Annotated in this window: 19 protein-coding genes and 1 pseudogene; 7 read left to right on the top strand and 13 right to left on the bottom strand. The window is 63.7% G+C overall.

Annotated features, from left to right (window positions below; genetic code table 11):
• Window positions 1–27: 27 nt before the first annotated feature.
• Window positions 28–1,437, bottom strand: a complete 1,410-nt coding sequence (locus EN786_RS12090) for a PLP-dependent aminotransferase family protein (protein WP_135908386.1) — start codon at window positions 1,435–1,437, stop codon at window positions 28–30.
• Window positions 1,438–1,528: 91 nt separating this feature from the next.
• Here EN786_RS12090 and EN786_RS12085 point away from each other — a divergent pair, with 91 nt between their 5' ends.
• A complete protein-coding gene (locus EN786_RS12085; RefSeq protein ID WP_127311094.1) occupies window positions 1,529–1,777 on the top strand; it encodes a DUF1127 domain-containing protein in 249 nt (82 codons plus the stop codon).
• Window positions 1,778–1,813: 36 nt separating this feature from the next.
• Here EN786_RS12085 and EN786_RS12080 read toward each other — a convergent pair.
• The 3 genes and pseudogenes from EN786_RS12080 to purQ form a co-directional block, all read right to left on the bottom strand.
• Window positions 1,814–2,442, bottom strand: a pseudogene (locus EN786_RS12080) (Pr6Pr family membrane protein).
• 4 nt (window positions 2,443–2,446) lie between these two features.
• A complete protein-coding gene (locus EN786_RS12075) occupies window positions 2,447–2,857 on the bottom strand; it encodes a hypothetical protein (RefSeq protein WP_127282329.1) in 411 nt (136 codons plus the stop codon).
• A 45-nt stretch (window positions 2,858–2,902) separates the two neighbouring features.
• Window positions 2,903–3,571, bottom strand: coding sequence for a phosphoribosylformylglycinamidine synthase subunit PurQ (purQ, locus tag EN786_RS12070; RefSeq protein WP_127282328.1), 669 nt, complete (start codon window positions 3,569–3,571; stop codon window positions 2,903–2,905).
• Window positions 3,572–3,687: 116 nt separating this feature from the next.
• On the opposite strand from purQ, the gene EN786_RS12065 reads away from it, so the two are divergent.
• A complete protein-coding gene (locus tag EN786_RS12065) occupies window positions 3,688–4,104 on the top strand; it encodes a hypothetical protein (protein WP_127311092.1) in 417 nt (138 codons plus the stop codon).
• Window positions 4,101–4,433: a hypothetical protein gene (locus EN786_RS12060; protein WP_127311091.1), complete on the top strand. Its 333-nt coding sequence runs from the start codon at window positions 4,101–4,103 to the stop codon at window positions 4,431–4,433. The genes EN786_RS12065 and EN786_RS12060 overlap by 4 nt, the downstream gene beginning before the upstream one ends.
• On the opposite strand, the gene EN786_RS12055 is transcribed toward EN786_RS12060, so the two are convergent.
• The 3 genes from EN786_RS12055 to purC form a co-directional block, all read right to left on the bottom strand.
• The gene (locus tag EN786_RS12055; protein ID WP_127311090.1) at window positions 4,419–4,637 is read right to left on the bottom strand and encodes a hypothetical protein; all 219 of its coding nucleotides are present in this window, start codon (window positions 4,635–4,637) and stop codon (window positions 4,419–4,421) included. The genes EN786_RS12060 and EN786_RS12055 overlap by 15 nt on opposite strands.
• Window positions 4,638–4,656: 19 nt before the next feature.
• Window positions 4,657–4,896, bottom strand: a complete 240-nt coding sequence (gene purS / locus EN786_RS12050; protein WP_127311089.1) for a phosphoribosylformylglycinamidine synthase subunit PurS — start codon at window positions 4,894–4,896, stop codon at window positions 4,657–4,659.
• Between the two features lie 67 nt (window positions 4,897–4,963).
• Entirely contained in the window at window positions 4,964–5,758 is a 795-nt protein-coding gene (purC, locus tag EN786_RS12045) for a phosphoribosylaminoimidazolesuccinocarboxamide synthase (RefSeq protein ID WP_127311088.1), read from the bottom strand.
• A gap of 277 nt (window positions 5,759–6,035) precedes the next feature.
• On the opposite strand from purC, the gene EN786_RS12040 reads away from it, so the two are divergent.
• Together EN786_RS12040 and EN786_RS12035 are read left to right on the top strand one after the other, a co-directional pair.
• A complete protein-coding gene (locus EN786_RS12040) occupies window positions 6,036–6,356 on the top strand; it encodes a DUF1476 domain-containing protein (RefSeq protein WP_127282326.1) in 321 nt (106 codons plus the stop codon).
• Between the two features lie 161 nt (window positions 6,357–6,517).
• Complete coding sequence (locus EN786_RS12035) at window positions 6,518–7,291, top strand: HpcH/HpaI aldolase/citrate lyase family protein (protein WP_135908384.1); 774 nt, start codon at window positions 6,518–6,520, stop codon at window positions 7,289–7,291.
• A gap of 21 nt (window positions 7,292–7,312) precedes the next feature.
• On the opposite strand, the gene EN786_RS12030 is transcribed toward EN786_RS12035, so the two are convergent.
• Window positions 7,313–7,870 (bottom strand): alpha/beta hydrolase, encoded by a 558-nt coding sequence (locus EN786_RS12030; protein ID WP_127310984.1) that lies wholly within the window; start codon window positions 7,868–7,870, stop codon window positions 7,313–7,315.
• Window positions 7,871–8,110: 240 nt separating this feature from the next.
• Between EN786_RS12030 and EN786_RS12025 the strand changes: the two genes are divergently transcribed.
• Entirely contained in the window at window positions 8,111–8,923 is an 813-nt protein-coding gene (locus tag EN786_RS12025; RefSeq protein ID WP_127310978.1) for a VOC family protein, read from the top strand.
• Window positions 8,924–9,127: 204 nt separating this feature from the next.
• Here the strand turns inward: EN786_RS12025 and purB are convergent, their stop codons facing one another.
• Genes purB through EN786_RS12010 form a run of 3 tightly spaced genes read right to left on the bottom strand, consistent with a single transcriptional unit; the run spans window position 9,128 to window position 11,739 of the window.
• A complete protein-coding gene (purB, locus tag EN786_RS12020; RefSeq protein WP_127310979.1) occupies window positions 9,128–10,435 on the bottom strand; it encodes an adenylosuccinate lyase in 1,308 nt (435 codons plus the stop codon).
• Window positions 10,436–10,492: 57 nt separating this feature from the next.
• Entirely contained in the window at window positions 10,493–11,017 is a 525-nt protein-coding gene (locus EN786_RS12015) for a hypothetical protein (RefSeq protein WP_245478369.1), read from the bottom strand.
• Window positions 11,014–11,739 (bottom strand): DUF2259 domain-containing protein, encoded by a 726-nt coding sequence (locus EN786_RS12010; protein WP_127310980.1) that lies wholly within the window; start codon window positions 11,737–11,739, stop codon window positions 11,014–11,016. The genes EN786_RS12015 and EN786_RS12010 overlap by 4 nt, the downstream gene beginning before the upstream one ends.
• Window positions 11,740–11,871: 132 nt before the next feature.
• On the opposite strand from EN786_RS12010, the gene EN786_RS12005 reads away from it, so the two are divergent.
• Window positions 11,872–12,126: a DUF2171 domain-containing protein gene (locus EN786_RS12005; RefSeq protein WP_127310981.1), complete on the top strand. Its 255-nt coding sequence runs from the start codon at window positions 11,872–11,874 to the stop codon at window positions 12,124–12,126.
• A gap of 9 nt (window positions 12,127–12,135) precedes the next feature.
• On the opposite strand, the gene EN786_RS12000 is transcribed toward EN786_RS12005, so the two are convergent.
• Window positions 12,136–13,155 carry a P1 family peptidase gene (locus EN786_RS12000; protein ID WP_127310982.1) on the bottom strand — a complete coding sequence of 340 codons (1,020 nt, stop codon included), beginning with the start codon at window positions 13,153–13,155 and terminating at the stop codon, window positions 12,136–12,138.
• Window positions 13,155–14,228 carry a branched-chain amino acid ABC transporter substrate-binding protein gene (locus EN786_RS11995; RefSeq protein ID WP_135908382.1) on the bottom strand — a complete coding sequence of 358 codons (1,074 nt, stop codon included), beginning with the start codon at window positions 14,226–14,228 and terminating at the stop codon, window positions 13,155–13,157. Before EN786_RS11995 ends, EN786_RS12000 begins: the two co-directional genes overlap by 1 nt.
• Between the last annotated feature and the right edge of the window lie 100 nt (window positions 14,229–14,328).

Genomic DNA, 14,328 nt, shown 5'->3' with positions numbered 1-14,328 from the left:
AGGCTGCGGGATCAGGCGTGGCCGAGCTCAGGAAAAACTGTCGTAGCCGGCGCGGCCTTCATCGAGCAGGCGCCGGATCACCGCGACGCCACCGGCGACATCCTTGTCCTGCCGCGGTTGTGAGACGCCGAAGCGCACGCCATGGAAGACCTGTTCGGAGCGGCCTGCCTTGAATTCGTCCTCATCGTCGATGAGCACGCCCTGCGCCAGGCAGGCATTCTTGAACGTGCCGGAGAGCCACGGGTCCGGCAAGGTCAGCCAGACGAAGGGGACATTGTCTCTCGCCTCGAAGTCGAAGCCTTCAAGCGTCTCGCGCACGATGGCGATGCGCGCCTGGATCTCGGCGATGCAGCGCTTGCGGATATCGCCGGCCTGGCCGGACATCACCAGCCTGGTGCCGACCTCGGCCAGCAGGAAGGGCAGGCCGCCGGTCATCATCTTGTGCGCGACGCGGATGCGATGGCGATAGGCTGGCGGGCAGGAAAGCCAGCCGCCGCGCACGCCGGCGGCAACCGATTTCGACAGGCCTCCGGCGACAATTGTGCGCTCGGGGGCATATTCGGCCAGCAACGGCGTTGGATCGTCGGTCAGATCGCCATAAAGATCGTCCTCGACTAGCGCCACATTGTATTCGCGCGCGATCTGCGCGATCGCCTGCCGCCGCTCCGCTGGCATCGTCACCAAGGTCGGGTTCTTCGCGGTGGGCATCAGGAACATCACCTTGGGATGCTTCTGCGCGCAGACGCGTTCGAAATCCTCGGGGTAGATGCCTTCGTTGTCGGTCGCAACCAGTGCCGTCCGGCGCCCGATCAGGCCGGCGCTGCGCGAAATCTGCGAATAGGTGAGATGCTCAAAGACGACATAGTCGCCAGGCATGGTGAGCGCCGCGATCGCCGCCATCACCGCCGCATGAGTGCCAAGCGTCGGCACGATTGAATCGGGCGAAGGGCGGAAGGAATTACGCGACAGCCAGCGGCTTCCCGCCTCGTACCAGCGCTCCGGAAAATCCCTCGTGTAGCTCGAAATGTCGTGGGGATGGTCCTCAGCCGTGCGGGCCAGAATTTCGGCAATGATTGCGCCTTGACCGACATCGGGCGCGGCGGTGCTGTCGAAGCGCAGCTTGCCGCTCGGTGCATCGAAGGGGCGCGTTCCTTGTGCGGCAGGCTCCAGCTCGATCTTCGGGTTCTCGGCGCGCTGCGCAAGCACATAGGTTCCGCGTCCGACCTCGCCGCTGACCAGGCCGCGTTCGCGCAGCAACTGATACGCGCGGCCGACCGTACCGACGGTGGCGCCGATGTCATAAGCGAGGTCACGCTGCGGCGGCAGTTTTGCACCGACATCGATGATGCCCTTGTCGATATCTGATTCAATGCTGTCAGCAAGACGCTGATACAGCGGGCCTGAACCGGAAGAGAGGTCTGGAAGCCAATTTGTCATGGTGACAATTTTCTATATTGTGCCGCACGATGAGTCAATCCATATGAAGTCTGCGATTGATAGGATACAATCGAGACAAGGTAGAACGAAGATGGATACAACCGACACAATTCATTACATCGGCACCGGATTGGATGGGCGCACGAAGTCACGGACTCGCAATGGCTTCGTGGATCGCCTCGTATTTGTGCTCGGCTCCGTCATGAGGCAGATTGACCGGATGCTGGATCGCCGCCGCGGCCGCCTGGCCTTGCTGGAGATGACGGACGAGCAGCTCAAGGATATCGGCGTCTCGCGCTGCGATGCGCATCGCGAAGGCCTCCGGCCGTTCTGGGATTGAATTCACGCCGTCGAAGGATTGGGACGGCGCCGAACACTATTTCCGCAGCCGGGCAACCCAATGATCGGCGAAGACGGCGATGACGCACAAGAGCAGAAACAGTCCGGTTGTGGCCAGCGCCGAAACGGCGACGCTGGCCGCGCCGTTCTTCTCCACGCTGAGAAACGGGTAGGGGACTTCGCCGGCGATCGGCGCCCGCAGCAGCACATAGGCCAGATAGGCGAGCGGGTAGACCATCCACCAGGAGATGTCGCGCCAGCGCGTGGTGCCGTCGGCGCCGGCGATTAGCCACCACAGCACGAACAGCGCCGGCGTCACATAGTGCAGCAGCATATCGCAGAGCAGGAACAGTCCTTGCGGCTGCCACAGCCGCGCCAGCACCGTCGCATAGACGATGAAGACGAGGCTGATCGCCACCGCCACGCCCGCCCGCAGCCGCGATCCGGCAAGGCCGGGAACCACGCATAGCCTGACGGCGACAGCAGCGACGTGTGCACCAGCACCGCCCCGATATTGGTCAGGATGGTGAAGAAGCTGAACAGGAAGACGACCGAGCCGAGGAAGCCGCGGCCGGCTTCCATCGACGCCGGGATGGTGATGCTAGCCTGCAGGACGAGCCCGATCAGGCCGACGGACAGTCCCGCCTTCTGCAGGAATCGGCCCATCGCCTCAGGCGGCGGCCGCACAGGACGGGTTGCCCGCCTGCCAGCGGGCGATGTCGGAGCCGATGCGCGCGCCGAGCGGGTCAGCCATCAGCGGGCCGAACACGTCGATGCGGCTGGAATTGCCTTGCGCCTGCACCACCAGCAGCGGCTTGCCGCCATAATGCTTGGCCGGCACCAGCAGGAAGCGTGGCGTGCCGCTGAACGAATTCAGCTCATTGGCCATCTGGTAGGGCTTGAAGGCCGGATCCTTGCTGGCGATCCAGCATTTATGCGCCGATATCGCCACCTGCTCCATGGCGAGCAGCGAGGCGCTCTTGCCCGAGGGCGCCGGCGTGCTCTTCGGGCTCGACTGGCAGGAGGCGAGTGCAAGCCCGGCGGCAGCCAGGAGAGCAAGGCGAACAATCGTCAGTCTCATGGTCAGGCCGCCCCCGCGTTCCGAAAGGAATGTCCTAGAAGATAATCAAGCGGCGATGCCGAGGGCGCCTTCGAAAAGCGCGCGGCCGTCGCTGCCGCCATGCGCCGCCTCGATCAGGTTTTCCGGATGCGGCATCAAGCCAAGCACATTGCCCTTTTTGCTGATGATGCCGGCAATGTCGTTGATCGAGCCGTTCGGGTTGGTGCCTTCGGCGTAGCGGAACACCACCTGTCCCTCGCCCTCGAGGCGGGCGAGCGTCTCGGCGTCGGCGAAATAGTTGCCGTCGTGATGTGCCACCGGCGAGCGGATGATCTGCCCCGGCTGATAGCGGCGGGTGAACATGGTGTTGGCGTTGGCGATCTCGAGCTTCACCTGCCGGCAGACGAATTTCAGCGAGGCATTGCGCATCAGCGCCCCGGGCAGCAGGCCGGCCTCGACCAGGATCTGGAAGCCGTTGCAGACGCCGATCACCATGACGCCCTTGGCCGCTTTTTCCGCCACCGCCCGCATGACCGGCATGCGCGCCGCGATCGCCCCGCAGCGCAGATAGTCGCCGAAGGAGAAGCCGCCGGGAATGGCGATCAGGTCGACGTCGGGGATTTCGGTGTCGGTCTGCCAGACGGTCGCCGGCGCCTGTCCGGAGATCTTGGTCAACGCCGCGATCATGTCGCGGTCGCGGTTGAGGCCAGGCAGGAGGACGACGGCTGATTTCATGGGATTCCAATTGACTCAAGAGGCATATCCAACTTTGGCCTACCGGCAGCGGAATTGCGGGTCAAGCGAAGGTTAAGGCATTTGAGCTATTTGCACGTTGAATTGGGCTGGCGCACTTGAAAAGCGGCTGGGAACTGAAGTTCGACGATCAACGCTGGGCCTCTGGGGTCGCCGCGGCAATTGTTCTGCTCGTTTCGGCATTTGTATATGCGTTCTTCTCCCAGGCGGACGCCACTTTTGCGACGGCATTCTCAAAGACATTTTCTTTGAAAGCCGATCTCGGCCGATGCTCTTCGTCTTTTGCAAATCTGATTATGGCACAGATCGTGTATGCGCTGGCGACCTGTCTGGTGCTTTCGGGGCTTGCGATTGCGACGGGTGTCGCCGCCATCACGGACATCCCCAACCGGTCGAGATACCTCAAGCTTCTCCTGGCAACATTAGCGTTCCTGCTCTTGTTGCTCGCGTTTGCGATGAATGACGACGGATTTGGCTTAGCTCCACAAGTCGCAGATCTTTCGGGCGACGTTTGAGTTTTGTCGATGCTTGTGTGCAAAGCCACAGCACCAATTTCATTCGTCTCTACGTGATGAGTGTCTGGCTTGCCTTCGGCTCCTGGATGCTCATTCTTATGGAGCTTCTATTTTTTCGGGCGATACTATTCCGTCGAAATTACGATGAGTTACCAGAAAATCCGCAGCTTCGTGCTGAAATATTAGCAATTCGCTCAAAGTACGGCGAAGTTAGACAGCCGCTGAAGAAGTCGCCATGGACATTCTCGATGCTAGTGTTAGTAGGCCTTCTGCTTACCTTCGTAGCTCATGGGCTCTACAAAATGGCGGTTGTTTTAGGCGCCATCTAGGGAACGTTCGATACGGTCGAGCTGATCGTCACGGCGAGCGAGCATGCCATGGATATTCTTCAAATCATGCTTGGTGGAGATCATGTGCCCGCGGATCGAGCCCAGTTCAGATTTGACCTCCGAAAAGTCCTGGGAAAGCTCCCCGAGCTGCTGATCCACCTGCTTCAAAAGCGCGTAAATCAACTCGTTTGTGACTTCCGCCATCAGCCGCTCCGGCACAGCTTCAGGTAAGTGTCACACTATAGTTCTCGATCACCGTGTTCGCCAGAAGCTTGTCGCACATGGCCTTGAGATCGGCTTCGGCCTTGGCCTTGTCGGTCCCGGCCAGCTCGACGTCGAACACCTTGCCCTGGCGCACCGATCCGACCCCATCAAAGCCCAACCCGGACAGCGCATGTTCGATCGCCTTGCCCTGCGGGTCGAGCACGCCGTTCTTGAGGGTGACGGTGATACGGGCTTTCATCGATACTCCTGAGAAATCAGTAAGGCTGGCGCCGGGCTGGCCGTTACCGGCAAGTCCGGTTTGGCAGTTAGTGCTTCATGCCCTTGGGCGGCTCGGAGGAGGCTACGAGCACCGGCCCGGTCGGACGCGCCGGCTCGTTCTCGTTCATGATGCCGAGGCGGCGGGCGACTTCCTGATAGGCTTCGACCAGGCCGCCCATGTCGCGGCGGAAGCGGTCCTTGTCGAGCTTGTCCTGGGTGGCCACGTCCCACAGCCGGCAGGAGTCGGGCGAGATCTCGTCGGCGACGACGATGCGCATCATGTCGCCCTCGAACAGGCGGCCGCACTCGATCTTGAAGTCGACGAGTTGGATGCCGACGCCCATGAACAGGCCGGAGAGGAAGTCGTTGACGCGGATGGCCAGCGCCATCACGTCGTCGATCTCCTGCGGGCTCGCCCAGCCGAAGGCGGTGATGTGCTCTTCCGACACCATCGGGTCGTCGAGCGCGTCGGCCTTATAGTAGAATTCGATGATCGAGCGCGGCAGCACCGTGCCTTCCTCGATGCCGAGGCGCTTCGAGAGTGAGCCGGCGGCGACGTTGCGCACCACCACTTCGAGCGGAATGATCTCGACTTCCTTGATCAGCTGCTCGCGCATGTTGAGCCGGCGGATGAAATGGGTCGGAATGCCCATGCGATTCAAATGGTTGAAGATGTGCTCGGAAATGCGGTTGTTGAGCACGCCCTTGCCATCGACCACTTCATGCTTCTTCTTGTTGAAGGCGGTCGCATCGTCCTTGAAAAACTGGATCAGCGTCCCCGGCTCAGGTCCCTCATAGAGGATCTTGGCCTTGCCTTCATAAATGCGGCGGCGATTTTTCATCTGATTTTTTCTCTGGATTTCCGGGCAGGCGGCAAACGACCAGTTCCTGTCCGTCTGCCTAAATTAGTATGGCAACGGCGGTGTTCAATGCCGGTGTCTATCCCAATCGCATTGTTTGCTCAATCGGCAAATCCTTCGAATCAACCGCTTTCGGGAATGAAATGCCGCAGCGCAGCAAGTGATGTAGCATATTGACCGGCCCGCGGCCTTTTGGTTTGTGCTTCGGGAACACACATGATTTACGCCTAAGCGAATCGGATTTGACCGGAGGGATGCCATGAGCAGCATGAAAGACCGCGAAGAGGGCTTCGAGCGCAAATTCGTCTTCGACGAGGAGCTTCGCTTCAAGGCCTCTGCCCGCCGCAACAAGGCGCTCGGCCTGTGGGCCGCCGAGAAGCTCGGCAAATCCGGCGACGATGCCGAGGCCTATGCCAAGCAGGTGGTCGTCGCCGACATCGAGGAAGCCGGCGACCACGACGTTTTCCGCAAGATCCGCAAGGATTTCGACGACGCCGGCGTTGCCCAGTCCGACCATCAGATCCGCCGCACCATGGATGAACTGATGGCCGAGGCGATCGAGCAGATCAAGAACACCTGATCCCATATGAGCATGATGTCGTCTGAGACCCGCTTCACGCTTTCGGCATCATGCTCTGGCTGGACCAATCGACCGCCCGCCTCAGTCGGGCGGTTTTTCTTTGCCTTGTCGCGGCTTCCAGCCGAAACTGCGATTGTTAACGAGGTAACAAGGAAGAGCCGATGTCCCTGAAGTCACGCCTGGCGGCGGATGAAACGCTGTTCACCGCATGGTCCGGAGTGCCGGATGCGCTGACGGTCGAGATCATCGCCAAGCAGGGTTTTGACGCCGTCACCCTCGATATGCAGCATGGCGGCCATCACGAGGACAGCGTGCTGCGCGGCCTGGTGCCAGTGCTGGCCGCCAACAAGCCGGCGCTGGTTCGCATTCCGGTCGGCCGCTTCGACATGGCGAGCCGGGCGCTCGATTTCGGCGCCGAGGCGGTGATCGCGCCGATGGTGAACTCCGTGGCCGACGCCGGGCTGTTCGCCGCCGCGATGAAATATCCACCGGTCGGCGAGCGCTCCTGGGGGCCGACCTATGCCTTTCCGCGTCACGGCAAAGGCGATCATGCCGAATGGCTGCGCGACACCAACCAGCGCACCATGGCGTTTGCGATGGTTGAGACGCGGGCGGCGTTCGAGGCGCTGGACGGCATCATTGAGACACCCGGCATCGACGGCATTTTCGTCGGCCCGTCGGATTTCTCGATCGCCTGGTCGAACGGCACCACCGTCAATTCGACGCTGGAAAGCATGATGGAGACGGTCGCCTCGATCGCCGAGCGCACGCGCAAGGCCGGCAAGCACGCCGCCATCTACGTCATCGAGCCGGCGGTTGCCGGTCGCGTCGTGGCGATGGGCTACCGGCTGCTCGCCATGGGCTCGGACCACACGCTGATTTCGTTGGGCGCCAAGACCCTGCTGAAGAGCATGCGCGATTCCATCGGTTCCTGAGCGCCACCGAGCGGCTACAGCTCAGGGTTCCCTTAATTCCGTCAGGAACTTGGCGAAGGTCATCGAGCCTTCAGGCCAGGGGCCGAAGCCGGAATCCGCGTTGAGGTGGCCGGCATCCCCGGCATCGATGAACAGCGAGCCCCAGGCGCCGGCAATATCCTCGGCGACGTCGAAGGCGCAGAACGGGTCGTTGCGGCTGGCGATCACGATCGACGGAAAGAGCAGCGGCTCGCGCGAATAGGGGCCGAAGGTCATCAGGTGCCGCGGCCTGATCTCCGGATTGGCGACGTCAGGCGGCGCCACGAAGAAGGCGCCGGCCACCGGCCTTTGGAACTGCGGGATGGCCTGTACCGCCGCCGCCACGCCAAGCGAATGCGCCACGAGCACCACGGGCCGCTCGGCCTCGTTGACCGCCCTGGCCACATTCGCGGTCCAGTCCTCGCGTACCGGCTTCGACCACTCCGCCTGCTCGACCCGGCGCGCCGTCGACAGTTTCGACTGCCAACGGGTCTGCCAGTGTTCGGGGCCGGAATTGGTGTAGCCCGGCACGATGAGGATATCTGCGTCCTTGACTTTCATGGCGCGCATGTAGCGAGCGCCGCCCTTTCGCGCAACCGTGCCGAACGACGTTCACGATCAATTTAGTGAACACCATGTTCGCTCCTTGCTCTCTTGTGTGAACGATCGAGATCGACGATCTGTGGCAAGGACAAGATGGCCGTGAAGGACCGGATTTCGGGGCTGACACGACGTAGGATGATCGGCGGCGCGGGGCTCCTGGCTTTGGGAGTTTCGGCGGGCGCCCGAACGGAGACGATGATGAGTGAATTGCCTTTCGCCGCGACCACGCCGGTCAGCGTGTCGCGCGTCGGCCTGAAGGCGCGCGATGCCGAAGGGCTCGCCGCCTATTACCGCGCCGTTGTCGGCCTGCAGGAATTGAGCCGCGCCGATGGCGTGATCACGCTCGGCGCCGCCAACCGGCCGCTGCTGGTGCTCGAGCCCGATGCCGCGGCAAAGCCCGACGATCCGCGCAGCGCCGGCCTGTTCCACACCGCCTTCCTGCTGCCCAGTCGTGCCGATCTCGGCCGCTGGATCAACCACGCCGCGGCCAACCGGATCGCCATCGAGGGCGCGTCGGACCATCTGGTCAGTGAAGCGCTCTATATGACCGACCCCGAGGGCAACGGCATCGAGATCTACGCCGACCGTAGCCCGCAGGCCTGGAAATGGGACGGCGACAAGATCGCCATGGCGACCGAGCGTCTGAACCTTCCCGCCGTCGTTGCCAGCGTGCCGGCAGGCGATGCCGGCTGGCAGGGCGCTCCGGAAAACACCGTCGTCGGCCATGTGCATCTGCGCGTCGGCCGCCCGGAAGATGCGGAAGCCTTCTGGCATGACGAGTTCGGCTTCGACACGGTGGCGAAATACGGCAGCCAGGCGGTGTTCCTGTCGTCGGGCGGCTACCACCACCACATCGGCGCCAATGCCTGGCGCAGCGCCGGCGCCGGCCGCCGCGATCCGGCCCGTTCGGGTCTCGCCTGGGTCGAGATGCGCTCGGACAACGTGGCCGGCGAGGCGTCCCGCGAGGATCCGTGGGGCACGGTGATCAGGACCATTCCCGGCAAGGCGTGATGAGGCGTTAGCGACAGCCCCTTTCTCCCCGTCACTATACGGGGAGAAATGCCCGGCAGGGCAATGAGGGGCAGCGCAAAGCTTGCGAGATTGTCCGTTCAGCCGCAGCGCCTATGGGTGCGATCATCGCCGAAGTCGGCGCCGCCCCTCATCCGCCTGCCGGCACCTTCTCCCCGTATGGTGACGGGGAGAAGGACGCTTGCCTCACGCCTCGCCAAACACCCGCTTGAAGATCGTGTCGACATGCTTGGTATGATAGCCGAGGTCGAATTTCTCGCGGATATCGGCTTCGGGGAGCGCTGCGGTCACTTCCCTATCCGCCAGCAATTCCTCAAGGAAATCAGCACCATGTTCCCACACTTTCATGGCGTTGCGCTGCACCAGGCGGTAAGCGTCCTCGCGTGACACGCCGGCCTGGGTGAGCGCCAGCAGCACGCGCTGCGAGTGCACCAGGCCGCGGAACTTGTTCATGTTCTTCAGCATGTTGTCGGGATAGACGAGCAGCTTGTCGACGACGCTGGTGAGCCGCGACAGCGCGAAATCGAGCGTCACGGTGGCGTCCGGTCCGATCATGCGCTCGACCGAGGAGTGCGAGATATCGCGTTCGTGCCAGAGCGCCACATTCTCCATTGCCGGCATGGCGAAGGAACGCACCATGCGGGCAAGGCCGGTGAGGTTTTCGGTCAGCACCGGATTGCGCTTGTGCGGCATTGCCGACGAGCCCTTCTGCCCCGGCGAGAAATACTCCTCCGCTTCCAGCACCTCGGTGCGCTGCAGGTGGCGGATCTCGATCGCCAGCCGCTCCACCGACGAGGCGATGACGCCGAGCGTGGCGAAGAACATGGCGTGGCGGTCGCGCGGGATCACCTGCGTCGACACCGGCTCCGGCTTCAGCCCGAGCTTCTGCGCCACATGCTCTTCGACATAGGGCTCGATGTTGGCGAAGGTGCCGACCGCGCCGGAGATGGCGCAGGTCGCAATGTCCTCCCGCGCATGCACCAGCCGCTCGCGGCAGCGCGAGAACTCGGCATAGGCCTGCGCCAGCTTGACGCCGAACGTGGTCGGCTCGGCATGGATGCCGTGGCTGCGGCCGATGGTGACGGTATCCTTGTGCTCGAAGGCGCGGCGCTTCAAGGCCGCCAGCAGTGCATCGATGTCGGCGAGCAGGATGTCGCTGGCGCGGGTGAGCTGCACCGCAAGGCAGGTGTCGAGCACGTCCGATGAGGTCATGCCCTGATGGATGAACCGGGCATCCGGCCCGACGAACTCGCCGAGGTGAGTGAGGAAGGCGATCACGTCATGCTTGGTGACGCGCTCGATCTCGTCGATCTTGTCGACGTCGAATTTCGCCGCGCCGCCCCTTTCCCAGATCGTCCTGGCCGCTTCCTTCGGGATGACGCCGAGCTCGGCCAGCGCGTCGCAGGCATGCGCCTCGATCTCGAACCAGATGCGGAAACGGGTCTCTGGCGACCAGATGGCGACCATTTCCGGCCGGGAATAGCGAGGGATCATCAATCGGTCCTGACTTGGGGCTTGTCGCCCGCCTCCTAACAGAGGCCGACGAAATGCTCAACGCTGCTGCCGCGCAAACCAGATGCCGGCGGCCACCAGTGCAATGAATCCCAGCGGAAAATAGAGCCGGATCCCGAGCACGACGAACTGGTAGAGCGCCGTCAGCATGGTGAACACCAACTCGAACGCCCACCGGATGGTGAAGGCCGGCGCGTGCCATTCGGCATAGTAGGAGCGGTATTGCAGCGCGAACAATCCACCGGTGAAGGCGAGCGTAGCGACCAGCAGCGCGACGAAAGCGGCGGCGAAGGCAACCTCCCAGTGCCGGCCGCGTGAGACGAGCCGCGCCAGGAACAGGCCGACCGGGAAGGCGAGCGCGCCGCCGGCGGCATAGATGAGCGTGACGAAGCGGATCTTGGCTGGCGTCTCCCAGTCGTAGAGCAGGAGATTGACGAGCGCACTGGCGCCCATCGTCAGGCCCCAGACCAGCGCGCCGGCAAACGCTGTGCGGGCCGGGGGCAGGGCGGCCCGGAAATGGTCGCCGATGCGACTGCGCGCCGTGGGTTGCGAGAGCGGTGTCACAGCCGGCCTGTCACCGCGATCCAGCGAAAGTCGGGACCTTCGAAGCCGTATTGCCGAACTGCGATCAGCACGGCATAGGCGCTCAAGCCCTGCATCGAGAACGTCTGCACCGCGCCAATGCGGTAGCCGTTCGGGCAACCGCGGCTTTTCGGGATGGACTTGTCCTCGCGCACCAGTTCGGTCTTGCCGCCATCCTTTGCCTCGATGCGCAGCAGGCGAAAGCCGTTGATCTCGCCCTGGCTCTGGCAGCCCTCGGTGTCGTTTAAGGGGATTTCGTCCAGCCGGAACTCGAGCGGCTCGTCGACCGGAGAGAATATCGGGCGCGGATTGACCGCCATGCGGTAGGGATCGGCGGAAAGCTCGGTTATGGCGTTGAAGCCGGCGGTGATGCCGCGATTGGCCGCGAGTTCCGCCTGGCCGACAATGGCTTCACCTTTCTGCCGCGCCTGCAGGCGTGCCTGGTCGAGCGTCGCGGCCTCGTCGTCGAGGCGCACCCTGATCGGCGTTCCCTTGAGAAAGCTGTCGCTGCTGGTGTCGATGTAGTAGCGGTTGGCATAGGGAAAGCCCGATCCATCCTGCACGCCAAATTCCTCGAAGGCGAAGACGCCGCCATCCTGGCTGAAGCCGAGGATTTCCAGCTCCGCGACGTCGCCGGCGCCGGCCGTGGCGACGGTGGCGAGCTGCGCGAACAGCCATGTGCAAATCAGAACGGGAATTCGCATGGACTTGTCGCTCCAGCCGGCAGGATTGGATCATGCCTATCACGTCATGGTGAACAGGACGTGCCCTCCGGCGGCAATGCATCCAATCCGGCCGTCGATTGTTGTTGTCGGCAGCTTCAATGGAGAACCACAATGACCGACACCAGCAAGATTCGCGAGCATATGGAAGTGATCGGCGCCGACGGCGTTCACATCGGCACTGTCGACAAGGTCGACGGCCAGCGGATCAAGCTGACCAAGGCCGACAGCGGCATGGGCTCGCACAAGGGTCACCACCACTACATTCCCCTGAGCCTCGTCGCCGAGGTCGACGGTAAGAAGGTCTGGCTGTCTGCCAATTCGGATGTCGCGGTGAGCTTCGAGGAAGAAAAGTCCGATCCCACCTGATCCGCCGGCTCAGCGCGACGACCACACCGGAAACAGATCGCCCTCGGCCGCTGTTGCGGCATGCACGCCGCGGCTGATGGCGCGCGCCATGGTGGCGCCGGCGGCGGCGTAGAGATCGATGGCCGCGTCGGCGCTAAGCTCGACGCCGCTCTTGCCGGTCGCCAGTGCGAAAACCAGATCGCCGTCTGCCGGCGTGTGCGCCGGCCAGATGGCGCGCGCGAAGCCATCATGCGCCGAAATCGCCAGCCGTTTGGCGGCGGCCTTGGTCAGAACGGCGTCGGTGGCAATGACGGCAATGGTGGTGTTGCCGCCGGCATCCGCTTGCCCGCCGAACTGCTTGTCGCGGTATTTAAGCAGGATCCGCCTGGCGTCGGCGGGCATCGGCGAAGGGTAGCCGAGGCCGCCGAACTCGTCGCCGATCTCGAAAGGCGCCGCCCAGAAGTGGCGGGTCCTGCCGACCGTCACCGAGCCGGTCGGGTTGACGGCGGCGAGCGCGCCGATGGTGACGCCGGTTTCAAGCACGGTCGAGGCCGAACCCAGCCCACCCTTGAGGCCCGACGTCAGCGCGCCCATGCCGGCGCCTGCCGTGCCCAATGCAAAGTCGGCCTCCGCCACTTGTGCCGCCTGGTAGCCGAGCTCGCGATAGGGCGGGTAGCGGCCCCAACCTTTGTCGCCGCCATTGCGCAGGTCGAACAGGATCGCAGCCGGCACGATCGGCACGCGGAAGCCGCCGACTTCGACACCGATATTCCTTTCGCGCAACGCCGCCTGCACGCCCGACGCGGCGTCGAGGCCGAAGGCCGAGCCGCCCGACAGCACCACGGCATGGATCTCATGAACCGAATTCTGCGGCTCCAGCAGGTCGGTCTCGCGCGTGCCTGGCGCGCCGCCCAGCACCTGCACGGCTGCCACCGCCGGATCGTCGCAAAGCAATGCCGTCACGCCCGACTTCAGCCTGGGGTCGGCGGCGTTGCCGACTTTGAGGCCGGCGACATCGGTGATCAGGTTGCGCGGGCCGCTGTGGAACATCAGTTGGCCTCCAGCGGCACGAAGCGTGTTCCGTCGAAGCGGAAGGCACGCAACGGAGACTGGCTGAGATCGCCCTTGTCGTCGAACCGGACTGGCCCGATCGCCGTCGTGAACTCATGCCCGGTGAGCGCTTCGGCAAGCGGCTTGCCCGAGCTTGCCGCCTCCGCCGTTGCGGCCCTGGCGATCTCGACCGCGGCATAGGCAGGCAGCGTGTAGCCTTCCGGCACGACGTTCTTGTCCGTGAAGGCCTGCACCACCTTGGGATCGGCGAGCTCGGCCCATTCGGGTGGCGCGATCATCAACGTGCCCATGGCATAGCGCACGTCGCCGGCCGGCGTGCGCAGATTTTCACCGCCGGCAAAGGTGATGTCGGCGTCGAGCTGGGCAGCATCGCGCCCCATGATGGCGATGTCGTCGCCGTCGCCGCCGGCGAATACTTTGGTCGCGCCGGCCTTCTTCAGCCGGCCGATCAGTCCGATCTGGTTGTCGAGCTGCGGCCGGAACGTGTCGACGAACGCCGGCTTCAGTGCCGCCTGCTCGGCCGCGGCTCGCAAAGTCTCCGCGATTTCACGGCCATAGATCGTACCGTCGTCGATGATGGCGAACAGCTCTTTCTGCCACAGACGCGTGAGTATCCTGGCGACGGCGTAGCGCTCGTCGTCGCCGCGCGGGCCCAGCCGGTAGACTGGCCAGCCGGTCTTGGCGCGCCGGTCGGTCAGGCTTTCGGTGCGCACGCCGATGGTGATGACGGGAATGCCGGCCTCCTTCAGGATCGGCAGCGCCGCCTCGATCGCCTCGGTGCAGAGGAAACCGACTACCACATTGACTTTGGTGGCGGCGAAGTCGCGCGCCGCGGCGGCTCCTCCGTCGGCGGTGCAGGCATCGTCGACGGTCTTGATCGTCGCGCCGTTCGCGTCGGCCGCCAGCACGGCGCCGGCTTCGACCTGCTTGCCGAGGATCGCCGACGGGCCGGAGAGCGGCGCCGCGACGCCGACGACGAGGTCTTCGGCGCCCGCATTGCCGGCGAAAGCAATCGAGGCCAGCACCGCCAATGTCGTCATCAGGGGTCGCATGTGAGCGAAGCATTCCTCCCGTGCCGGCTGTACGGTTGCCGGCATCCGCTTCGCCAAGACCTAAAGGCTGGCCGGCCCCGGTGCAACGCGAATTTCCGGA

The organism is Mesorhizobium sp. M4B.F.Ca.ET.143.01.1.1, assembly GCF_004792275.1.
GTDB classification, from domain to species: Bacteria; Pseudomonadota; Alphaproteobacteria; order Rhizobiales; family Rhizobiaceae; genus Mesorhizobium; species Mesorhizobium abyssinicae.
The sequence above is the reverse complement of the archived record's forward strand: the minus strand, read 5'-3'. Positions and strand labels throughout refer to the sequence as shown.